Raw genomic sequence first — 22,852 nt, 5'->3', positions numbered from 1 at the left:
GGCCTGTCTAAAGGTAGATGCATGAGCTTTGAAATTATGATGGGAGCRGGGCTAGCGGATGAACGATCTTATCAACGGCGCGAACGCACGAATGAACGACCTTATTAACGACCCGAACGCTTCAAGGCTCATCGTTGGCCTGCGGGATACGGGCTACAACGTCAAGACCGCGGCCGCAGACATAATCGACAATTCGATCGCAGCGGGGGCGATGAACGTCAATATTGAAATTCAGCTCCTTCATGACGGACGAAAGGTCGTTTATTTCGGTGATGACGGCCACGGTATGGACGATAACGGGGTTTGGAAGGCTATGCGCTATGGCGCCGACAAGCGCTCCGACGCAAAGAGCCTTGGGAAGTTCGGCCTAGGCCTCAAAACGGCATCAAGCTCAGTATGCAAATGTTACAGCGTCATCTCGAGGAAATCGGAGGACCAGCCGCTTGCCAAGCTGACTTGGGACCTCGAACACGTTGAAAGGAAGAACGTTTGGGAGATGTTGGCTGAACCGGTGACATCAGACCAAGCCGAGATGTTTGAGGAACTCTGCGGCCGCACGGGAACTCTTGTTATCTGGGAAAATTGCGACCGGCTGTTGTCAAAAGAGTATGCACCCGGCGCCAAGGAACAGGCGGCCGTCAAACGCATGTCCGAGTCTTTGAGCAAGCATATATCTTTGGTGTTCCACCGTTTTATCGATGAGAATGACACACGTGAACGGAACCTGACAATTCGCATCAATGAGTTAGCAGTGCCGCCTTGGAACCCGTTTTACCCACAGAGGTCGGAACAGGTGCTTGCCCCAAACAAGCAGAAGGTGGTGGTCGAACTCGCCGATGGTAGCGAGGAAGTCGCCGAAATGAGGGCGTGGATCCTTCCTCACCGGCGTGACATGACCAAACAGGAAGAGACGGAGTTTGCACGAATTTCGAATAGGGCGCAGGGTTTCTACGTCTATCGCGAGGGCCGTCTGATTCAAGATGGTGGCTGGATGGACGTGTTCGGGGCTCCGGAACCACACACCTCACTGCTCCGAATCGAGTTCGACTTCGGATACGAGTTGGATGAGGCCTTCCGGATAGACGTGAAAAAATCCCGAATCTTGTTTCACCCTGATCTCGAGGATGGTCTGCGCAGGATTCTTCAACCTGTCTATCGGGAGGCTGGTGCGCGATATCGCCGCGAAAGCCGCGACGATGCTAACATTAGGAGGACTGTCGACCATAGCAGCGCGAACAAGAATATCGCGGGCACTCCCAACACAGCCAAGCCGCAAGTCACCGCCGCCGATGTCCGCACCCAGACTGCCGAAATCACCAACAACCGCGGCGCAAAGATCAGGCTCAAGGCGCCGGTTCAGAACAACGTGAGCCCTGACAGCATCCATGTGGAGGCGGTAACGATAATCACAAACGGCCATCTCTGGGAGCCAGCCTATCGGAGTCCCGGGAGCGCGGATCATGTTCCAGGAGTCCTCCTCAACAAGCACCATGATTTCTATCAAAAGATCTACCAGCGTGCCGCCGCGAACGGCTACGCGGTCGAAGGCATGGATCTGCTACTCTACGCCTTCGCCATGGCCGAGCAGAACAATACTGATCCTGAGCTAGAGCCGGTTTTCGAAGACATTCGCGAAGAAATTTCCGCCAACCTCCGCAAGCTGTTGCGTCACGTGCCGGACCCGGAGCCTTCGGAGCTAACTTCGGAGGACGAGGACTGAAATGATCGCACGCCGGCAAGAGATAATCCGAAGGGAGTTGGAGGCCGGTACGGGCGCGGCGATTGGTATGGCTGTTGACCAGACCGGCACACGGACCGGCTTGCGCCTCTGGTTCGCTGACTTGGACGAGCGCCATGGTCCAGTCGCGGAACTTCGCCCCTTTGGCATGCGGGGATATCGGGTCACGCTTGGCTTTGGCAAGTTCGCGGGCGAAGTCGTCCGCCAGATCCAGTTCGCAGGGCAAGAAGACGTGGGCCTCGCGCGCGCGCTCGTGGCCTCGATCAATCCAACGGTGGATCTCGATCTGTCCGGTCAGAGCAGGGACGACTGGCATGTGATCTCGGGAGCTTTCAGAATCGTAGCAACGATCCGGGGTTTGCCGGAACACCAAGACGAGGCAGTTACAAGCGTGTGTCGAGACGTCATCGTGCCCTTAATGGCCGCCATGGCTGAACTTATAGGCTATGACGTCATTGAGGAGGAAGAGGACGAGACGCATCCTTACGAAGGAGCAATTCTCGCATCCACGGTCCGGCGCCGCGAGAGAAACCCTCGAAACCGCCTGCTTTGCATCCGGCTGCACGGCGAGAAATGCGCCTGTTGCGGCGTTGAACCGAGGCTAGTTTACGGTGGAGCTGGGGCAATTATCGAGGTGCATCACCTTGAGGCACTAGCCCTTCTGGCTGCCCCCCGCCCATACGACCCGGCCGTCGACTTAGCTCCTCTCTGCCCAAATTGCCACCGCGCCATTCATACGAGGCGCCCGATACCATTTTCTCTTTCGGAGTTGCGTGCACTCATGGTGCCACATGCCGACACCGAGGCGGCAGAATGATAGATCTCACGGCTCTGCCATTCGGCTTCGACGCCCTTCTTGTTGAGGTCCCCGAAGGATTTTCCGTTTCCGATCGGGTTCTTGAGCCCGTCGTGTTCCTGTCCCGCGCATCCGGCAAGATAGCGGTAAGATTGGGCGGCAAGCGGAATCTTCGGGGAGAGGTCCGGCTGTTCGAGGCACCCTCGGTTTCACATGCGTGGATTGCCGACGGTGCGGTCCTTCGCCCCCTTCCAAAGGACGCGCCAAACCTGATCGAGAAATTTCTCGGCGACGAGAGCCCCGACGACATTTMCTACGCTACAGCGCTCAGACTGCTCCGGTCGCCGCCCGAGGGGCTGGCGGTCGAGTCTTCGCCAGACCTGATTCATTCGGGAAAGATTGCTGCCGAGGAACTTCCTGGCCAAATTGCGATACCCGGGTTGCATGCTGATCTCTTCCCTTATCAGGCGCGGGGCATCCAATGGATGTGGGAAACCGTTAACAGGACTGGTGGCCTCATCTTGGCCGACGAGATGGGCTTAGGAAAAACACTTCAGATCATTGCCCTGCTGTTGCTGGATCCGCCGGAAAAGACCGCTCCTGCGCTAGTCGTCTGTCCGACCAGTCTAATCGCGAACTGGGTTCGTGAGTTCGGGAAATTCGCCCCGGACTTTTCCTTGATGGTTCACCGTGGAGCGCACCGCGCGGGCATTTACCGTGATCTGCAGGTCACCTCGGTGGTGATCACCACCTATGAAACGATGGTGAACGACATCTCCATCTTCTCATCCTTCGAATGGTCTTGGGTTATCTGTGACGAGGCACAAGCGATCAAGAATCCTCATTCAAATCGTCGGCAGGCCGTTGTTACTATTCCACGACGCAGGTCGATCCCCATGACTGGAACGCCGGTCGAGAACACGTTGATGGACCTCTGGTCGCTGGCTGATTTCGCCATTCCTGGAATGCTTGGCGAGAGGAGTGTTTTCGAAGTCGAATTCCCGGACACGGTCGAGGCCGGGCAGATTTTGGGTCGTTTGACAGATCCCATTATCCTGAAACGGCGCGTGCGGGATGTCGCCGCGGATCTTCCCGACCGCATTGATATCGACCTGCCACTGGAGCTCGATGACCGCCTGGCCCGTTACTACGATGACGTGCGCGAAGCCACAATGGAGAAGTATCCGGTGGCAGGCGCCCTCGTCGCCACCCTTCACCTTCAGCTTGTCTGCGCCCACCCTTGGCTTCGGGTGACGGACGCCAATGCTGTCGATTGGGATGATGCGAGCATCATCTCATTTGACGACCTTCCCCTGATAACGCCGAAACTTGAACGAACAGCCGGATTGCTGCGTGAGGCATTCATCATTGGCCGGAAGGTCATCATCTTTGCCGTCTTTAATCGCATCGGTGATCTGATCAGGACCGCCTGCAAGGACTTGACAGGAACTTACTGGGGGGCGATCAACGGCTCGACCCCGCAACAGGATCGCCAAGCCATCATTGACGAGTACTCGGCGCACGATGGACCCGCATGCTTAATCCTCAATCCGAAGGCGGCCGGAGCTGGGCTCAACATTACCGCGGCAACTGTGGTGATCCATTTTACGCCGGTCTGGAACCCGGCCATCGAGGCACAAGCCAGTGCCCGAGCTCATCGGCGCGGGCAGACCGAGCCAGTCACGATTTACCGCCTCTACTACAAGGATACGGTAGAGGAGGTTATGATCGAACGCTCTGCTTGGAAGCGCGACCTTGCGAACGAAACTGTCCCTGTATCCAGTCGGGACGCAACGGACATCAAGCGCGCCCTCGAGATCAGCCCGGTGAAATCATGACGACCAAGACCTTCATCAAGACCCTCAGTGCCAACGACGTCGGAGCGACCGGTGGGCATATGGGGGGCATCCTCGTGCCGAAAGGTGACGGTGAACTTCTCGCTTTCCTGCCAAAGCTCGATCCATCGATTTTGAATCCCTCAGAATGGATCGACTGTGAAACCCCGGAAGGTCAGGTCTTACGTCTGCGATTTGTGTTCTACAATAATCGGATGCACGTCCCGACGGGAACCCGGAATGAATATAGAATTACCCACCTCACCAAGTATCTACGATCAGAAAATGCCAAAGAGGGAGATGCTTTCGAGATATCCAACAAAGGAGGAAGTAATACCTATCGTATACGAGTGATATCAAAAAGACTCGGTTTTTCAGAGGAAGCCAGCGAATACGGCCCGGTTCRCATCAAACTCTCCTCCGGCTGGCGGCAAGTTCATTAAATTACTGTCGCAGTCAAATGCTTCAATGGGCTCTTGCCTTGCCATAGATTCGTATGCGTGGATTCTCCAGATCATCGACATACCCCTCGACCCTAGCCCTTCTCAGGATCTCTACCGCAGCGATACACTGGCGCTCGGATGSCAGACGGCGTTCCAACTGATTGCATGCCTTCAGTACCCCGTCGTCCTTAAGCGAAAAAGGGCGGTTTGGGGCTAGCCACTTGCGTAACCTCTCCCAGAATGCTCCTCCGAGTTCGACAACCTTTGATTGAGCCTCAATTCCAGATACCATCACCTCTTCCCGTCGCCCATCTCGGACTACAATCTTCGCGTCTTCCGGATCAATCATATTTTCCTGCAATTCATCACCATATACAGGGTCGGTTCGCATCACCGATGCCCAGCAGGCCTGTTTTTTTGCCCATTCAGTGATATTGCGGATGCCACTCTCCGGAGCAGTTATAACGCAGGCAGCCGCTGCGCAGGCCCTCAAGAGGCAGTGCAGCATGGCCTTCGGGACCGCCTGTTCGTTCCAAACTTTGTCGAGGTCGAGCACCTTATCCCGACTCTCAACGCTGTGGATCAGCTTGGCGATGCCATAGGTCACAATATTTGCGCGGTACCCGCCCGGGTACCATTCCTGCCGAGGGATGGCTTTTTCGAGGGCGCGAAATATAATCAACTTTGCAACTAGGCGCTTGAACCAAGTCTCGTCGTACTTCTTGTCGCTGGCGGCCCAAGCCTCGCCAATGTCTGATGCGAATGCCGCGAAATTCTTCTGAGCGCCCTTGCTAACCGTGTTGGCCTTCATCCGAAAAGAAAGCTCGACCTTGGCGAGGTCGGTTTTGGTAAAGAGTTGTGTCTTTGGGTGTTCGATGTCGAAACGTTTGCGGTCGGCCGTGCCCAGTTTTGCGCGCTCCACCTGGTACTGACCCCGAGCGCGCTCATAAAACCATCTGGTCTGACGGCTTGTACCCTCCGCGGGCGGGGCAAGGATGCGTCGCGAATATCCCTCCATTCGCATGTGGAAGGGATGGTTCGAAAAGAAGTCTGCCGCGCTCACCTTGTTCTGGCTGTTCGCATATTTCGAAATGTTCGGTACGGTTTGCTCCGAGCTGTCCGCTGGAACTACGGTCAGTTTGACCTGGACATGAACTCGATTGAGGTTTTCCGGGCCGTGTTTCAACGCGGCATGGAGGGAAGCGGTGGTCTGTCCGCCATTAACAATCTGCAGGTTCTTAGCTGAGAGAATGCGGATCCCGGCTCCATCCACCTCGGTCTCAATCGCATCCGCGGTAGCTGATAGGCCATTGTTATAGCTGAAGAACATTTCAGGCTCATCCTTGATCGTGTCCCGGATTCCTTCGTTGACCGTTTTGCGGCGTGCTTGAATGAAGCTACGGATGTTGGACTCCAACAAACGCGCGCCCCACTTGTCGTAGATGGCAGCAAGCTGCCTGCCCCTGATGACGGCCAAGTAGGAGGGGAATTCCRCATCCGGGCCGGACGCCGGGAGCGCGGGGAGCGCCTCACCAAATTCCTCGGCGAATTTGACAACGATCTTCTCTTTTGAACCTGTGGTTTCCAACCGATGTAGCCTGGTGAGATCCCAAATGTTATAGGTCACCGGAATCTCGGAAATTTTACCTGCCAAGATGGCATCCGTTCTCGCACTGTAGACCCCGTTGGTTACAAGAATGAGCTTTACCTTCGTTATGGCAGGCCAAGCCTCAGCAATCATCGTGGCAACACCGAACTCTTGGGATTTGATGTCCAGCTCATCCCGGAATTCTTGACGTCTAGCGGCAACAACGAAGTTGAAAAGATGGCCAAAAAGCTTCTTCGCTTCGGCAGCGTTCAACGTAACCGGCTGCTCCTCTTCAAAAAGCTCGCATATGACCACGCTCAGAACGCCTTCCGTCTCGCGCGGGTCTCCGCCGTGGCCATCGATCCGAAGCGATTTGCCCGCCACGGCACCGCGATAGGCACTGCGATCGGATGCCTCGATCTCGCCTTCTGCCTCCAGCGACGTGCACAGCCGGTCGAATGCCACGTCATCAACAGGCAAGCCAAAATCCGCGCTCATTTCACGCAATTCGGCGAGAAGATCTCGGTTGAATTCGACAAGGCGTTCCAAAGACTTTCTCCATCAATCGGATTGGGGAACTAGAGATTCCTCGGACAGATTGTATTGTGGCATTTTATTTCGCTCAATCCTTGAATGTTGGTTCATCGTGGATGAGCAGGTATCGCGCCAACATTGCAAACGCACATTAAAGAGATCTCATTAGGTAACATCATAGTATTTTCAGCCGCACTGGTGACATACAGCTGAATTCCTTCATAAATTGCGACCATGAAATTCGTAAACAGGATATTTCTGACGACAGCGTTGCTCGGCGGGCACGCTCACGAATGCGAGAAGCTACCGGCGTTTGGGGCAGCCTTAACCGACTTAATTTGAAAGCCACTTATGACAGCAATGGGACCTGAGCCATTAGTCGATTCTGCCGAATTGAATATCGACGGAACATGGGAGCGAAAACGTCAAATTGTGCGGATTGGGAATCCGCTGCCTCAGAATCCTTAATCGAAATCTGGAACTGAGGCTGTCCGGCTATTTTGCTAGTGTTTTCCAAAGGACGTTGGCTGGGGCGCCTGGATTCGAACCAGGGATGACGGTACCAAAAACCGTTGCCTTACCGCTTGGCGACGCCCCACCAGAGCTTGAGCGGAAACCGCCTGCTCAAATCGACGCCTGATTAGCAAAGCTCTTCGCCTGTCACAATGACTAAGTTTAACCCGGCGCAGATTTATGCGCTGCGCAGCACCCGTCGTCGTGCTAGGAAGTGGCGACGTCATCGGCCCGAGATCATTCCTTCATGGACAGTCCCGCTTTCGACCTCGCTTTCGAGCCGGCCTATGGGCAGGCCGTGCCGGTTGTTTCGGGTGTCGAGCGGATCACGGTGAACAATCCCGGCCCTTTCACCTTTTTCGGCACCAACAGCTATATCGTCGGTTCGTCCTCCGTCGCGGTGATCGATCCCGGCCCGGAGGACGAGGCGCATTTTCAGGCGCTGATGGCAGCGCTTGGCGGCCGCGCGGTGACGCATATCGTCGTCAGCCACACGCATCGCGACCACTCGCCGCTGGCGAAGCGGTTGCAGGCGGCAACGGGGGCGATGACGGTGGGCCAAGGGCCGCATCGGCCGGCGCGACCGCTCAGGGATGGCGAGATCAATCCCTTCTCCGAAAGCTCGGATCTATCCTTCGTGCCGGATATCGCGCTCGGTGACGGCGAGAGCCTATCGGGCGATGGCTGGGCGCTGAGCGCGGTGTTGACGCCGGGGCACACGGCCAATCATGCCGCCTTCGCGCTTCAAGGCCGCGACATCCTGTTCTCCGGCGATCACGTCATGGCCTGGTCGACCTCGATCGTCGCGCCGCCGGATGGTTCGATGGCGGATTACATGGAATCGCTCGAGCGGCTGATTGCGCGCGAGGACCGGCTGTTGCTGCCCGGCCATGGCGGGGCGGTGACGGAACCCTCGACTTTCCTCAAGGCGCTGAAGGCGCATCGGCTGAAGCGCGAGCAGGCGGTGCTGGCGCGCATCCGGGCGGGCGATCAGCGGATAACCGAGATGGTGAAGGTGATCTATCGCGATACCGATCCGAAGCTGCATGGGGCGGCCGCCCTTTCCGTGCTCGCCCATATCGAGGATCTTCTGGAGCGCGGCGAGATCGCGGCGGATGGGCCGCCAACGCTTGCAGCCCTCTTCCGGCCGGCGGCATGAACATGAGGGTGGGGTCATGAGGGTGGGGAGATGATGATGCGGGCTCAAGCCGATTACAGCTATCGCAACGATGCCGATGTGCCGGCCTTTGCCGATGACCGGCCGTTGATCATCTTCGATGGCGAATGCGTGTTCTGCTCCGGCTGGGTGAAATTCGCGCTGAAACATGACAAGCAGCAGCGATACCGCTTCCTCGCGGCGCAGACGCCGCTCGGCGCAGCACTCTACCGGCATTACGGGCTGCATGCGCGCGATTACGAGACCAATATCCTGATCGAAAACGGCCGCGCCTTCTTCAAGTCCGACGGCTCGATCCGCATGGTGGCGGGGCTCGGCTTTCCCTATTCGCTGGTCAAGATCTTCCGGCTGCTGCCGCGGCGGGCGGCCAATGCGCTCTATGAATTCATCGCCCGCAACCGGCTGAAGATTGCCGGGCGGCAAAGCTGCATGGTGCCGACGCCGCAGCAGCGCAGCCGGTTCATCGCATGAGCGGCGAGCGATTTTGCCTGCTCATCATCGGCGGCTACGGCACTTTCGGCGGGCGGCTTGCCCGGCTGCTTGGCGATGAACCGCGGCTGAGGCTGCTGGTTGCGGGGCGCTCGCTTGAAAAGGCCGACGATTTCGTTGCAGATCTGCGGACGCCGAAAGATGGAGCCGAGGGCCTGGGAAGCAACAATCTCGGCGCAATGGTGCAGGCCGTAGCCTTCGATCGCGACGGCGATCTCACCGAGCAGCTGACGCGGATGCGGCCCGATCTCGTCGTCGATGCCTCGGGGCCGTTCCAGAGCTTCGGCAAGGATGCCTATAAGGTCGCCGAGGCCTGCATCGATCTCGGCATCGATTATGCCGATATCGCCGACGGCACGGGTTTCGTCGCCGGCATCGGTGGGCTGGATGCGGCGGCCAAGGCCAAGGGCACCTTCGCGCTCTCGGGGCTGAGCAGCCTGCCTGCGCTTTCCTTCGCCGCACTCGATGCGATGGCGCCGCATTTCTCCCGGATCGAATGTGTCGCGGCCGGCATTGCCCCCTCGCCGCATGTAAAGATCGGGCTCAATGTCGTGAGGGCGATCGCGAGCTATGCCGGCAAGAAGGTTCCGGTGCTGCGCAATGGGCAGCCGGCCTCCGGGCGCGGGCTGATCGATGCGATGCGGGTGACGGTGGCGCCGCCGGGGGTTAAGCCGCTGCGCAGCCGGAAATTCCTGCTGGTGGATGCGCCGGATCTCAAGCTGCTGCCGGCACGCTTTGCCGGCCTGCAATCGACTTTCACCGGAGTCGGCACGGAGCCGCAGCCGCTGCAGCACCTGCTCAGCCTTGCGGCCAGGCTCGTCCGCCTCCGGCTGCTGCCGTCGCTGCTGCCGTTTGCGCGGCTGCTGCAGCGCGCCAGCCACGCTTTCGCGATCGGCGAACATCGCGGCGGCATGTTCGTCCGCGTCGGCGGTGTCGATCACGCGGGACAGCGGCTGTCCTGCGGCTGGCATCTGATTGCCGAAGGCGATGACGGGCCGTTCATTCCTGTTATCGGCGTGGAGGCGCTGGTGCGCCGGCTGCTGACCGGCACGCGGCCGGAGAATGGGGCGCGGCCGGCGGCCGGCGAATTGCAGCTTGCGGATTTCGAAACGGCCTTCCGGCGTTTTTCGATCACATCCGGCATCACGATGGAAAACGAGGAGGCACGCCAGCCGCTCTACCAGAGAATCCTCGGCAGCGCCTGGGAGCGGCTGCCGCCGGCCCTCGCCGCCCTGCATGCCGGCGGCGCGCGCGTCGCCTCCGGCCGGGCACGGATCGAGCGCGGCGACGGGCTGCTGGCGAGGATCGTCGCTCGAGTGATCGGCTTCCCCCCGGCGGGCGAGGATGTGCCGGTCACCGTGCGTTTCGCCGCCGATGGCGACAAGGAGATCTGGACACGCGATTTCGGCGGCACGGTGTTCCGCAGCTGGCAGGTCGGGGCAAAGGGCCGCGACCGGGATCTGCTCGTCGAGGTGTTCGGGCCGTTCCGGGTGCTGATGGCGCTGATGCCGGTTGGGAAGAAGCTGCGGCTCGTGGTGCGCGGCTGGCGGTTTTTAGGCATTCCACTGCCGATGTTTCTGGCGCCTGGCGGGGATACCTATGAGGAGGAGCGTGATGGGCGGTTCCACTTCCACGTGGAGATCGGTGGGCGGCTGACGGGGTTGGTGGTGCGGTATTCCGGGTGGTTGGTGGTGGAGTGAGGGGGCGTGCGCCTTCGCGCGGATGGCTGRCCCTCACCCTAACCTTGGCGGCGGGGTCGAGCCCTGCGAGAGCGAGCGAGGAACGGAGAGGTTGCGGCATGTGTCCTCTTCTCCCCAGCGGGGAGAAGGTGGCCCGAAGGGTCGGATGAGGGGGCCACACGGCACGCCCTCTCATCCTAACGATCCCGCCAGGCCGACGCGAGCGCGGTCGAAGCCCGCATAGGCATTGTAAGGAAAGACCGGCTTCGCCGGCCCCCTCATCCGCCCTACGGGCACCTTCTCCCCGCTGGGGAGAAGAGGGAACCGAGAGGTTGCGGCATATTCCCTTCTCCCCGGTTACGGGGGGTCCGAAGGACCGGGCGAGACACGTGGCTCGACCCCGGGCCTGGCAGGGCAGAGGGGGCTTACGGGGCGAGAGGTGCAGTATAGGTGGTCGTTGGATCTGGAGAGGTGAGAGGCTCCATCCGCTGGTTAACTAACATAAAGTTTATTCAAGGGATGGGGCTCGGTCGTGTATTCCACCGAGAGAATTGAGATTGTCAAACGGCTCAATAGCTGAACATCAATCTCACATCTCTCAGGAACGTATATATAGATATCATCCGGCCTTTTATCGGCAGCTACACTTATACCGCCCCGCTTTCTAACGGCGAACGTATGAATGACCGAATTTTTAACATCGGGCTGAATCTGCAGCACGCATTTCACAACCCGATCAAACTTTAAAAAATCATCCGGAACATGGAGAGAAAAGATCTTCCCTGTGGGGAACTGCAAAAAGTGGCAGCCGCCGACAAATTTTAGATAAGTCTCACCTGAGAGAGTTTTGACGAAACCGAATTCATCAAGGGTCTCCTGGTCAGACACACTCAGAAAATCGACATCGCTTCCCACAGCAGCCCCTCTCCTCCTTCATGCGGTACAAGGTTGTCGAGTCCGCCGCACCGTATCCCGGCCCTTCGCTTTGGGCTCAGGGCGTTCGCCGCTGCAATCGATTCACTGGATCGATTGCAGCGGCCTTTGGCGGCACCGCGGCTCACCCACCCGCAATCCCCAGCAATTCGGCATCCAGCGCCTTCAGATAATCGCCGGCGATTTCGGCGCTGAAGCCGAGGTCGTGTTGGCCGTAGCGGGAGGCGACGCGGATGTCGACGAAGGTGGTTTCGGCCTCTTCGCGGAGCCGAATGATGATATCGAAGCGCAGCCCGAGGATCAGCGTGCGGGTGGTGCCCTGCAGCGTCACGCCGTTGGCGCCGCGGATCAGCTTGGCGACGTCATCGTCATAGGGGCGCGGCGTCGGCACGGGGACGATATCGGGCGCATCGGCCACCGCATCGTCGCCCGCCGGCGGCGGCTTGACCGGCTTGTCCTCGGGATCGCGGCCGGGCGCGGTGTCGCCACTGCTCCTGGTGATGGTCATGCCGCTCATCTTGGCGACCTTGCGCACTGCTTCGAGCACCCGGTCGAGCGCGCCCTCATAGCGCCGGCCGGTCAGTTCGGGATAGGCAGCGAGCTGCATTTCGCGATCCTCCGGCGTCACGTCCGGGTTGCGCTTCAGCCAGATCTGGTCGGAGTGCGGCGACGACAGCCAGTCGGGTGCGGAGACCGGATCGGTGGAAACGTCGTAGATATCAGGCAGCGTCATGTAACGCTCGGTGGCATAGGCGCCGAGGCCGAGCGGAAAGGCGGCATAGATCAGCGCCGCGAGTGCGGCCAGCCCGCCCTCGGCCCCCGTCATCCAGAGGCTGCGCAGCCCGAGGGCTGCAAGCATGGCGGAAAGCAGCGCGCCGCCGGCAGCGGCAATCAGCAGCAGCACCAGATAGGGTGTGGCGAGGCCGCCGAAGCGATGGGCGATTATCACCGCCAGCGCCAGCACCAGGGAAAACGCCCCGAGCAGCCGCGAAAAGCGGGCGGCGTTGGAAACGGGGCGGTCGAAGCGGATGGCCATCAAACTTACCGGTTGCTCGTCAGCGCCCGCGCGTTCGACCACGCAAATCGCCTCACCCCTGTTTAGAGCATGATGCCGAAAAGTGTGAAGCGGTTTTCGGACGACATCATGCTCTATTCTTTTGATTTAGATCCGGATTCAGATTTTAGGCCGGCCCGGCCTGAAATCATCCGGATCTGGGGCAAGATTCGGCTAAATTGAAACTATTGTCTGAGGCATTGCGTTGGAATTCACGGCGAAGGCCATGACGAAACGGGGGGCGCTTCATAAGCCCTTGCTGATATGTCAAAAAAAGGTCATTCTGCCGGGGTTTTATCTCCAGATGTAGAGGAGAGACGGGATGATTTCACCCGAGATTGCAGCAAGGCCGCAGGCGTCTGCGCTTGGCGGAATCGACCACCAGTCCGAGCCGATGCTGCCGATGGAGCTGCTTGAGCTCGAACTTTCGCTTGAAGGTTATGCCGGCGGCGATGCCGGCTTCTGCGAGGCGGTGCGCCAGGCGGCGGCACGCTCCGGCGGCGAATTGCTGTTCGACCTTCCGGCCGGGGGCCTCGTCCAGGATTGCCGCCGCATCGCCGTGCTGCGCATTCCGGATGACGGTCAGGAGATGCGCGTCGTACTGGCGCTGCTCGACAATCACGGCACGGAGATCCGCATGCAGGCGCCCGACGAAGAGACCGCGCCGTTGGTGCGTTTCGCCGATGCCTTCATCGAACTGCTGGAGCGGATCTAGTCTAGATCAAGATGTCAGCGGCGCTCGGCCGCAGCTTCCGCAACGCTGCGGAACGGGAACTTGCGCCCGCATTCGCACTTGATGACGAAATTTTCCTGATGGTTCGAAGGCCGCTGCACGCCAAAGCCGCGCGGCAGCTGATCGACCTTGAAATCCGGGTGCTTGCGCTTGGGATCGTCAACTTCCGAGGCTTCGGCAAAGCCCTCATTGCCGCATTGCGGACAGCTCAGTTTTTTCGAAAATCGATCGCGAAGGGCCATGCTCGTTCCAGTTTTGCAAGCTTTCCTCATACATAGGAATGGCCCTCATGCATAGAAAGGTTGGCAAGCGAAAGTGGAACCAAGTGCCAAGCCTGCCGTTCCTTTTTTGGAAAAGGAGGCGCTCATGCCCAACAGAGACCCGATCCCGACACCCAATGCCGACACACCGCGCGGCCCGACGCCGACACCTGGCATTCCCGACCCCATCCAGCAAAAACCGCCGCTGACACCGGCGCAGGATCCGGCCGATACGAAGAACCCGCAAGATCCGCCGCTCAATCCGGCGCTGCTGCCGATCGGGGATCCGGCTGGGGCGGCTTGAGGTCAGGTGGGAGCGTCATCCTCAACTTCCCTCATTCCTGTGCTCGTCACAGGAATCCAGTGCGCCCAAGTCCTTGGGCGCAGGAGACCGGCTTCGCCTATGAGCGTCATTCACCGCGCCGACGCGCGGTGGCTGGATTCCTGTGACGAGCACAGGAATGAGGGAGGAGAGGTCGAGTGAGACGCAACGGCAGACCGGCTTCGCCGACCCCCTCATCCGCCCTACGGGCACCTTCTCCCCGAGGGGAGAAGAGGGGATCGAGAGGTTGCGGCAAATCCCCTTCGCCCCAGCGGGGGTCCGAAGGACGGGACGAGACACGTGGCTCGACCCAGGCAGAGGTGGCCCGAAGGGTCGGATGAGGGGGCTGCACGGTACACGGGCTCGCGTAGTCACCCAGCTCTCAGCGATCTCCTGGACCAAGAGCAGCTTGACGCCCTCGCCCGAATGGCCTTTCCTCTGAGAAAAGCATCCCAAGGAACACACCCATGCGCATTCGTCTTCTCATCACCGTCATGGCCACCATCGTCGCCGGGCTTTCCGCCTGCCAGACGATGACGCCGGAGGAGCGGCGGGCGGCGGATGAGCAGCGGTGCCTGAGCTATGGCTTCCGGCGGGGCACGGATGGTTTTGCCACCTGCCTGCAGCGCATCGATCTCGACCGGCGCGCCGAATCGCGGGCGCAGAGTGYGGAGATGATGAACAACATGGCCTGGGAGCTGAACGGGCCTTATATCTACCGCGATCGCTGGCGGCATCACCACTGAGTGCCGCGGGCGCCCCGCCCCCCCGGCTCCAGCGAATATCTTACACGGTTGCCCGCAGGTCTTTCGGACCGCGCCTGATCTCTTCCAGACCGCCTGCAATCACCGCCTGCGCCGCCGCCAGCCTGGCGATCGGCACGCGGAACGGCGAGCAGGAGACATAATCGAGGCCGATCGTTTCGCAGAAGCGAATCGATGCCGGGTCGCCGCCATGTTCGCCGCAGATGCCGAGCTTCATGTCGTTGCGGGTCCGCCTGCCGCGTTCGGCAGCGATGCTGATCAATTCGCCGACACCGTCGAAATCGAGCGAGATGAAGGGATCGTGCTCGATGATGCCCTTGCGCTGATAGGTGGGGATGAAGGCCGAGGCATCGTCGCGCGAGATGCCGAAGGTGGTCTGCGTCAGGTCGTTGGTGCCGAAGGAGAAGAATTCGGCGACTTCGGCAATCACATGGGCGCGAAGGGCCGCACGCGGCAACTCGATCATCGTGCCGACGAGATAATCGATCTTCATGCCGGCCTCGCTCATCACGTCGCCGGCGACGTCATCGATCCGCGCCTTGACGTAATCGAGCTCGGAGCGCAGGCCGACGAGCGGCACCATGATCTCCGGCACGACGGCCGCTCCGGTCTCCTGGGCTGCGGCAATCGCCGCCTCGAAGATGGCGCGGGCCTGCATCTCGACGATTTCGGGGTAGGAGATCGCCAGCCGGCAGCCGCGATGGCCGAGCATCGGGTTGAACTCGTGCAGCGCATCGACGCGCTGGCGAAGCACGGATGCCTCCATGCCCATGGCGAAGGCGACTTCGGCCACCTCGTCGTCGGTCTTCGGCAGAAATTCGTGCAGCGGCGGATCGAGCAGGCGGATCGTCACCGGCAGGCCGTGCATGACGGTGAAGAGGCCGGTGAAATCCAGCCGCTGCATCGGCAGCAGCTTGTCGAGCGCCAGCCGCCTGCCCTTCTCATCGACGGCCAGGATCATCTCGCGCATCACATGGATGCGCTCACCCTCGAAGAACATGTGCTCGGTGCGGCAAAGGCCGATGCCTTCGGCGCCGAAGGAGCGGGCGGCCAGCGCATCGGCCGGCGTATCGGCATTGGTGCGCACCGTCATGCGCCGGGCACGGTCGGCCCAGCCCATGATGCGGCCGAAATCGCCCGACAGCGCCGGCTGGATCATCGGCACCTCGCCCTTCAGCACCTGGCCGGCCGAGCCGTCGATGGTGATGATATCGCCCTTCTTGAGCGTCACGCCGACGCCGAGCAGCCGCTCGTTGCGTTGATCGATGCGCATGGTGCCGGCGCCGACGACGCAGGGAATGCCCATGCCGCGGGCAACGACCGCCGCATGGCTGGTCATGCCGCCGCGCGTCGTCAGGATGCCTTCAGCGGCATGCATGCCGTGAATATCCTCGGGGCTGGTCTCGACTCTCAGCAGGATGACCTTGCGGCCTTCGGCTTCGGCCTCGACGGCCTCTTCCGCGGTGAAGACGATGCCGCCGGTGGCCGCTCCCGGTGAGGCCGGCAATCCGGTGCCGATCACCTGGCGGGTAACGCGCGGATCGATTGTCGGATGCAGCAGCTGGTCGAGGCTCGAAGGCTCGATGCGCAGCACCGCCTCGTCCTCGGTGATCACTCCCTCGTCGACCATGTCGACGGCGATCTTCATTGCCGCCCGGGTCGAGCGCTTGCCTGAACGGGTCTGCAGCATCCACAGCCTGCCGCGCTCGATGGTGAATTCGATATCCTGCATGTCGCGGTAATGGATCTCGAGCTCGGTGCAGATGCCGCAGAGCTCGCGAAACGCCTCCGGCATCAGCTTTTCCATCGAGGGTTTTTCGGAGCCGGAGGAAATCCGTCCCTCCTCGGTGATGCTTTGCGGCGTGCGAATGCCGGCAACGACATCTTCGCCCTGGGCATTGACCAGGAATTCGCCGTAAAGCGCGCTCTCGCCGGTCGAAGGATTGCGGGTGAAGGCAACGCCGGTGGCGGACGCATTGCCGAGATTGCCGAAGACCATCGCCTGGATGTTGATCGCCGTGCCCCAGCCTTCCGGAATATTGTGGAGCTGGCGGTAGGTGACGGCGCGCGCGCTCATCCAGCTGGAAAAGACGGCGCCGACCGCGCCCCAGAGCTGGACTTCGGGATCCTGCGGGAATTCCTGCTCCAGCTCCTCCTCGATCAGCTTCTTGTAGAGCGAGACGATATGCTGCCATTCCGAGGCGCTGAGTTCGGTATCGAATTCATGGCCGAGCTTGGCCTTCTCGTCTTCCAGGATCTCCTCGAAGGCGTCGTTGCCGAGACCCATGACGACATCGGCATACATCTGGATGAAACGACGGTAGCTGTCCCAGGCAAAACGCGCGTCGCCGGCATCGTGGCCGAGTGCCTGCACCGTCTCGTCGTTAAGGCCGAGATTGAGCACCGTGTCCATCATGCCCGGCATCGAGACGCGGGCGCCGGAGCGCACCGACAAGAGCAGCGGCTGGCTGACGGAACCGAAGTGGCGGCCGGTGACCGCCTCGATCGCCGATATGCCGGCGCGTACTTCAGCCTTCACCGCATCCTCGATGTGGCGGCCGTTCTTGTAATAGGTGTTGCAGGCATCGCTGACGATCGTCAGCCCCGGCGGCACCGGCAGTCCAAGCGCGCACATTTCCGCAAGATTGGCGCCCTTGCCGCCCAGAATCTCGTGATCGCGCGCCCGGCCCTCAGCCTGCCCGTCGCCGAACCTATAGACCCACTTGGTCATCTTCCCCCCAACACCAAATCGGGATTAGCTTAATCCGTTGGTGTTGAAATGAAAATCGACAAATGCGGCAGAATGTTGCGCTGCACAATAAATCTTGGCCGCGGCCGGCGTCGAAACGATTGAAAGGCGCCCAAACAGAAAACAAGGCACAAAAAAAGCTTTGCGGGACTGCAACAATGTCCCGCAAAGCCTTGTTTCCGTCCGGCCAGGAAAACCGGACGGGGGGTCCCTCAACCCAGGAACGGCTCAGCTTTTTGTAAAACAGAACCGCTCTGACCTCGTCATACGCAATTCCTGAGAAAATAGATCGCTACTTCCCAAGATTTGCTCTCGGTTTCCGGTTCTTGCCCTCGCCCGGAAAACCGCACGCAAATTCGACAATGCGCAACCTTTGGTCGCCCGCTTTCCAGCAGAGTAATTAGGTTGCGTTGAAACAACTTCTAATGCAAGTCAGCGAAAAGAGCATCACCCAAATGGGGTACAGGCCGCAAGGAAGCCGACCTTTTTTGGTGTTTATTTCTTGTCAGTTGATTTTGCGCAATTTCTGGGCGCAAAACCGCGCCATACCTTTGCTGAAATTGCGTCTGCGCTCGCAGAGACCGCAAATGCTCTCTTCACATAACCTCAGGCAATCTCGCGCAGGCGCTCGGCCATTTGCAAGTCTACGGAGACGAGTTGGGAGACGCCCTGCTCGGCCATGGTGACGCCGAACAGGCGGTTCATGCGGGCCATGGTKATCGGATTGTGGGTGATGATGACGAAGCGGGTTTCGGTGGAGGCCGCCATTTCGTCCATCAGGTTGCAGTAGCGCTCGACATTGTGGTCGTCGAGCGGCGCGTCCACTTCGTCGAGCACGCAGATCGGCGCCGGATTGGTGAGGAAGACGGCGAAGATCAGCGCCATGGCCGTCAGCGCCTGTTCGCCGCCGGAGAGCAGCGTCATGGTCTGCGGCTTCTTGCCGGGCGGACGGGCGAGGATTTCGAGGCCGGCTTCCAGCGGATCATCGGATTCGATCAGCTGCAGCTCGGCCGTGCCGCCGCCGAAAAGATGGGTGAACAGCCGCTGGAACTGGGCGTTGACGATATCGAAGGCGGCGATCAGCCGCTCGCGGCCCTCGCGGTTGAGGCTTTGGATGGCGCCGCGCAGCTTGCGGATCGCGTCGATGACGTCGTCGCGTTCCTTGATCAGCGCTTCGAGCTTCTCGCTCAGTTCCTTCTGTTCCTCGTCGGCGCGCAGGTTGACGGCGCCCAGCCGCTCGCGCTCGATCCTCAGGCGTTCCAGCTCGCGCTCGACTTCGCGCGGATCGGGAAGCGCCTGCATGGTCGGGCGCCCGGTCAGCTGCAGCGCCTCATGCGGGGCGACGTTCAGGACCTCGCGGATGCGGCCTTCGCTTTCCTGCCGCTTCTCGCGGGCGGAAACCAGGCGCTCCTCGGCGCGGCCGCGGCGTTCACGGCATTCGGCAAGTTCCGAGAGTGCGGTCGTCGCCTTTTGGTCGGCCTCGCGCTGGATGCGTTCGGCCTCGGCCAGAAGATCGCTGGCCTTTCGGCGCGCCTCCTCGGCCTTCTGCAATTCGCTGAGCAAAGCGCGGCGTTTGTCGTCGAATTCATCCGGCGCCAGTTCGAGCTCGGCTGCCTCGTCCCGCGCCTCTTCCTCGCGCTCGCGCAGCGTCGCAACATGATCTTCGGCACTTGCCGCCCGCTGGCGCCAGGTGTCGCGCTCCTGGCCGATCGCCATGATGCGGCGTTGGCGAGCTTCGTTTTCCCTCGCCAGGCTTTCATGGCGGGCGCGGCTTTCGGCCAGCGCGCCGCGATCGGTCGCCACTTCCGCCTGCTGGAACCGCAGCCGCTCGTCGATCGCAGTCAGATCGGGCGCATCCTCCAGCTCGATGCGGGCATTTTCTTCCTGGATGGCGATTTCCTCCAGCTGCGACCGCAGCTGGCTGGCGGCCTCGCTGACGACATCGCGGCGGCGAATGAGATCGCCGGAGGCACGCTCGGCAGCAACAAGCGCGTCGCGCGCGTCGGCCAAATGACGTGCCGACAGACGGCTCATGTCACGCGCCTCGGCAAGCCGGCGCTCCTCCGCGCTGATCGCCTCGGCGGCGGCTGCCTGCCGCTCTTCGGCTTCGGCAAGCACGTCGCGGGCAAGGGCGGCTTCGCTTTCGAGTTCGGCCAGGCGGTTCTTCTGGGCAAGGCGCAGGGCCGCTGCACTCGGGGCATCGGCACCGGTGACGTGGCCGTCCCAGCGATAGACCGCGCCCTCTTTCGTCACCAGCCGCTGGCCGGGCTTCAGCGCTGCCATCAGCGACTGCGCCTCCCCTTCCACGACCAGGCCGATCTGGCGCAGGCGGCGGGTGAGTGCTGCCGGCGCGCGGACATGGGCCAGCAGCGGCGCAACACCGGATGGAAGTGCCGGATCGCCAGCGCCATCGCCATTGTCGGACCAATGGGCCGGCGCCTCGGCATCGAGCGGCGATTCCAGATCGTCGCCGAGGGCGGCACCGAGTGCGGTTTCGAAGCCGCGGTCGACCTTCAGCTCGTCGGCAACCGGCGGAAATTTGCCAGCCGCAGYACCGGCAGCGAGCATGCGGGAAATCGTGCGGGCCTCAGTTTCCAGCGCATTCAGCGCCGAACGGGCCTGCTCGACCGGCGCGCGCGACAGCGCCTCGGTCTGGCGGGCTGCGGCCAGCGCCTGTTCGACCACCTGGACGGCCGCTTCCGCGTCGGCGACGGCAATCTCGCCGGCCTCGACGATGGCGCGTTTTTCGTCGGGATCGGGCAGGCCGGCAATCTTCTCGCCGACGGCTGACAGTTCCTGGTTTGCCTCGTCCATCTGGCGTTCGAGGCGCATCCGGCGGTCGGTGAGATCGCGGATGGCGCGATCCAGCTGGTTGCGGCCGGCAGCCGCCTCGGCGCGCTCGGCCGTCAGCTGGGTGAAGATGCGCTCGCTATCGGCAAGTTTTGCCGCCGCGCCCTCGAAGGCCTCGCGGGTTTCCTCGGCATAACGGCCGGAATCGGCAAGGATTTCTGAAATCTCCGCCTCTTCGGCATCGAGCCTCGCCAGGATGACGGCATTGTCGGCCACCAGCCGCTGCTCGCGGCTTATATCCTCGGCAAGCTGGGCCAGACGGCGGGTCAGCTCGTCACGGCGGCGTAGAATGCGGCCGGCATCTTCTTCCAGCTGGCTTCTGGCGATCTGCAGGCGCTGCAGGGCGGCAGCCGCGCGCGCCTCGCCCTCGCGCAGTTCCGGCAGCTTCAGGCTGGCGATAGCCTGGTTCTTCGCCGCCTCCATCTGCATCTGCGCCTTTTCGGCGACGACGGAGGTCGCCTGGTTCAAGGCACTGTCGGCCTCGGCCTCGGCTTCCTTGGCCTGCACCCAGCGGATATGCAGCAGCATCGCCTCGCGGGCGCGGATATCGGCAGAGAGCGTCTTGAAGCGGTTTGCCTGGCGGGCCTGCCGCTTCAGGCTCTCGATCTGGCTTTCGAGCTGCGAGGTGACGTCGTCGAGGCGCTCGAGATTGCCTTCGGCGGCGCGCAGCCGCAGTTCGGCCTCGTGGCGGCGGGAATGCAGGCCTGAAATGCCGGCCGCCTCTTCCAGCAACTGGCGGCGGGCCTGCGGCTTGGCCTGGATCAGCTCGCCGATGCGCCCCTGCCCGACCATCGAGGGCGACCGCGCGCCGGTGGAAGCGTMGGCAAACAGCAGCTGCACGTCCTTGGCGCGGCTTTCCTTGCCGTTGATGCGGTAGAGCGAACCCTGTTCACGCTCGATGCGGCGGGTGACCTGGATCTCGTCGCTGTCGTTGAAGGCGGCAGGCGCGGTGCGCTCACCATTGTCGAGATAGAGCGCCACTTCGGCGGTGTTGCGCGCCGGGCGGTTTCCCGAGCCCGAAAAGATCACGTCGTCCATGCCGGAGGCGCGCATGTTCTTGTAGGAATTTTCGCCCATCACCCAGCGCAGCGCCTCGACAAGGTTCGACTTGCCGCAGCCGTTCGGGCCGACGACGCCGGTCAGTCCCCGCTCGATGATGAATTCCGTCGGCTCGACGAAGGATTTGAAGCCGACCAGGCGCAGCTTGTTGAACTTCATGCGGAAATATCCACGGCAGGAAGCCCCCTCATCCGCCTGCCGGCACCTTCTCCCCGCTGGGGAGAAGAAACTCGCAGTCGATGCCGTGCCCACATCATCCCTCGAATAATGGGAAGGAAAGGCCGGCGGCATACCCCTTCTCCCCTCGGGGAGAAGGTGCCGGCAGGCGGATGAGGGGGCCACACCAGCAAACTGCGCTGAAAACGAAAAACGGGCGCACGGCTTTCGCCGTCGCCCGTTCTATCGAAACGATCCGGTTCAGAGCAGGCTGTCGATGAGCTTCGACATGGTGTCAACCGGCATGTCTCCAGAGTAGCGCTTGCCATTGATGATGAAAGTCGGTGTGGCGTTGACGCCAAAATCCTTGGAACCTCTTTCCCGCGTGGCGTTCACTTCATCCAGAAGCTTCTGGTTCGTCAAGCATTTCGTGAAGCTATCCTCAGTAAATCCGGCAAGCTTCGACATCTGCAGCAGTGCGGCGCGGCCATCATCGGCGGCGGCCCAGATCTGCTGCTGCTTGAAGAGCATGGAAACCATCGGGAAATACTGTTCCGGCGTGCTCAACTGTTCCGGATTGGAGGCGCTGCAGCGGGCGAGCATGAAGGCGGCGGCGGCGCGCGGGTCGAAGGGGAATTCGCGGATGATGAACTGCACCTTGCCGGCGTCGACGTATTTCTGCTTGATCGCGTCGAAGGTGGTGTTGTGGAAATGGGCGCAATGCGGGCAGGTCATCGACATATATTCGACGATCTTGACCGGGGCGTCGGCCTTGCCGAGCGCCATTTCGGGCAGCGCGCCGGGCTTCAGCACCTCAGTCATGTCGACATCGCCATCGGACTGCGGCATTTCGGTCGCCGCCGTKGCCGCCGTCTGCATGGTGTCGACATTGGTGCCGTCAGCCATGGTCTTGCCGGAGGACGAAGCATCGGCAGCGTCCTTGCTGTCGTTGCAGGCGACAAGCGCTACGGCAGCTGCGGCGATGGCGATACCGCTGAGCAGGCGGCGTTTCGTCAGTTGCATTTCGGACATCTGCATGGATTCCCCATAACTAATGAGATTGACGGCATGACTGTGCGATATAACGGCTGGCGGCCACTCACAAGGCACGGATCACCAACTTCCTTCAAAGAATTGTGACCGCGGGAAGACGACTAGACCAAAAATTGCGAGATTGGTC

At 61.1% G+C, this 22,852-nt stretch carries 17 protein-coding genes and 1 tRNA gene; 10 read left to right on the top strand and 8 right to left on the bottom strand.

From position 1 onward, the window contains the following. Window positions 1-58 precede the first annotated feature (58 nt). The 4 genes from AC1ECN_RS31770 to AC1ECN_RS31755 are packed head-to-tail and all read left to right on the top strand — an operon-like array spanning window position 59 to window position 4,812. A complete protein-coding gene (locus AC1ECN_RS31770; protein WP_197727383.1) occupies window positions 59-1,720 on the top strand; it encodes an ATP-binding protein in 1,662 nt (553 codons plus the stop codon). 1 nt (window position 1,721) lies between these two features. Next, window positions 1,722-2,555 (top strand): HNH endonuclease, encoded by an 834-nt coding sequence (locus tag AC1ECN_RS31765; protein WP_130672894.1) that lies wholly within the window; start codon window positions 1,722-1,724, stop codon window positions 2,553-2,555. Then, window positions 2,552-4,372, top strand: a complete 1,821-nt coding sequence (locus AC1ECN_RS31760; protein ID WP_477955184.1) for a DEAD/DEAH box helicase — start codon at window positions 2,552-2,554, stop codon at window positions 4,370-4,372. Before AC1ECN_RS31765 ends, AC1ECN_RS31760 begins: the two co-directional genes overlap by 4 nt. Next, window positions 4,369-4,812 (top strand): EcoRII N-terminal effector-binding domain-containing protein, encoded by a 444-nt coding sequence (locus tag AC1ECN_RS31755; protein WP_477955182.1) that lies wholly within the window; start codon window positions 4,369-4,371, stop codon window positions 4,810-4,812. Before AC1ECN_RS31760 ends, AC1ECN_RS31755 begins: the two co-directional genes overlap by 4 nt. Before the next feature lie 22 nt (window positions 4,813-4,834). On the opposite strand, the gene AC1ECN_RS31750 is transcribed toward AC1ECN_RS31755, so the two are convergent. Further along, window positions 4,835-6,949, bottom strand: a complete 2,115-nt coding sequence (locus AC1ECN_RS31750) for an AIPR family protein (protein ID WP_477955180.1) — start codon at window positions 6,947-6,949, stop codon at window positions 4,835-4,837. Window positions 6,950-7,458: 509 nt separating this feature from the next. Then, window positions 7,459-7,532, bottom strand: a tRNA-Gln gene (locus AC1ECN_RS31745). A gap of 162 nt (window positions 7,533-7,694) precedes the next feature. On the opposite strand from AC1ECN_RS31745, the gene AC1ECN_RS31740 reads away from it, so the two are divergent. Genes AC1ECN_RS31740 through AC1ECN_RS31730 form a run of 3 tightly spaced genes read left to right on the top strand, consistent with a single transcriptional unit; the run spans window position 7,695 to window position 10,813 of the window. Beyond that, entirely contained in the window at window positions 7,695-8,606 is a 912-nt protein-coding gene (locus AC1ECN_RS31740) for an MBL fold metallo-hydrolase (RefSeq protein ID WP_130672890.1), read from the top strand. 30 nt (window positions 8,607-8,636) lie between these two features. After that, window positions 8,637-9,095: a thiol-disulfide oxidoreductase DCC family protein gene (locus AC1ECN_RS31735; protein ID WP_130673491.1), complete on the top strand. Its 459-nt coding sequence runs from the start codon at window positions 8,637-8,639 to the stop codon at window positions 9,093-9,095. Then, window positions 9,092-10,813: a saccharopine dehydrogenase family protein gene (locus tag AC1ECN_RS31730; RefSeq protein ID WP_130672120.1), complete on the top strand. Its 1,722-nt coding sequence runs from the start codon at window positions 9,092-9,094 to the stop codon at window positions 10,811-10,813. The genes AC1ECN_RS31735 and AC1ECN_RS31730 overlap by 4 nt, the downstream gene beginning before the upstream one ends. Window positions 10,814-11,284: 471 nt before the next feature. Here AC1ECN_RS31730 and AC1ECN_RS31725 read toward each other — a convergent pair whose 3' ends face one another. Then, window positions 11,285-11,707 (bottom strand): hypothetical protein, encoded by a 423-nt coding sequence (locus AC1ECN_RS31725; RefSeq protein WP_018069153.1) that lies wholly within the window; start codon window positions 11,705-11,707, stop codon window positions 11,285-11,287. A 142-nt stretch (window positions 11,708-11,849) separates the two neighbouring features. After that, window positions 11,850-12,761, bottom strand: a complete 912-nt coding sequence (locus AC1ECN_RS31720; RefSeq protein ID WP_130672119.1) for a DUF1499 domain-containing protein — start codon at window positions 12,759-12,761, stop codon at window positions 11,850-11,852. A gap of 340 nt (window positions 12,762-13,101) precedes the next feature. Between AC1ECN_RS31720 and AC1ECN_RS31715 the strand changes: the two genes are divergently transcribed. Then, window positions 13,102-13,494 carry a hypothetical protein gene (locus AC1ECN_RS31715; protein WP_130672118.1) on the top strand — a complete coding sequence of 131 codons (393 nt, stop codon included), beginning with the start codon at window positions 13,102-13,104 and terminating at the stop codon, window positions 13,492-13,494. 14 nt (window positions 13,495-13,508) lie between these two features. Here the strand turns inward: AC1ECN_RS31715 and AC1ECN_RS31710 are convergent, their stop codons facing one another. Next, window positions 13,509-13,754 (bottom strand): hypothetical protein, encoded by a 246-nt coding sequence (locus AC1ECN_RS31710; RefSeq protein WP_003557210.1) that lies wholly within the window; start codon window positions 13,752-13,754, stop codon window positions 13,509-13,511. A gap of 124 nt (window positions 13,755-13,878) precedes the next feature. Between AC1ECN_RS31710 and AC1ECN_RS31705 the strand changes: the two genes are divergently transcribed. Both AC1ECN_RS31705 and AC1ECN_RS31700 read left to right on the top strand, forming a co-directional pair. Then, on the top strand, window positions 13,879-14,076 hold the full coding sequence (locus tag AC1ECN_RS31705) for a hypothetical protein (protein WP_003546062.1): 198 nt from the start codon (window positions 13,879-13,881) through the stop codon (window positions 14,074-14,076). 485 nt (window positions 14,077-14,561) lie between these two features. Beyond that, window positions 14,562-14,840: a hypothetical protein gene (locus AC1ECN_RS31700; protein ID WP_477955175.1), complete on the top strand. Its 279-nt coding sequence runs from the start codon at window positions 14,562-14,564 to the stop codon at window positions 14,838-14,840. Between the two features lie 40 nt (window positions 14,841-14,880). Here the strand turns inward: AC1ECN_RS31700 and ppdK are convergent, their stop codons facing one another. From ppdK to AC1ECN_RS31685, 3 genes are all read right to left on the bottom strand, one after another. After that, window positions 14,881-17,589, bottom strand: coding sequence for a pyruvate, phosphate dikinase (gene ppdK / locus AC1ECN_RS31695; RefSeq protein ID WP_130672117.1), 2,709 nt, complete (start codon window positions 17,587-17,589; stop codon window positions 14,881-14,883). 624 nt (window positions 17,590-18,213) lie between these two features. Next, on the bottom strand, window positions 18,214-21,675 hold the full coding sequence (locus AC1ECN_RS31690; protein WP_477955173.1) for a chromosome segregation SMC family protein: 3,462 nt from the start codon (window positions 21,673-21,675) through the stop codon (window positions 18,214-18,216). A gap of 258 nt (window positions 21,676-21,933) precedes the next feature. Then, entirely contained in the window at window positions 21,934-22,704 is a 771-nt protein-coding gene (locus tag AC1ECN_RS31685) for a DsbA family protein (RefSeq protein ID WP_018484548.1), read from the bottom strand. Window positions 22,705-22,852: the final 148 nt, after the last annotated feature.

Source organism: Rhizobium sp. 01N447_2, from assembly GCF_056399245.1.
Note: the sequence above shows the minus strand (reverse complement) of the source record. Positions and strands in the feature narration are given on the sequence as shown.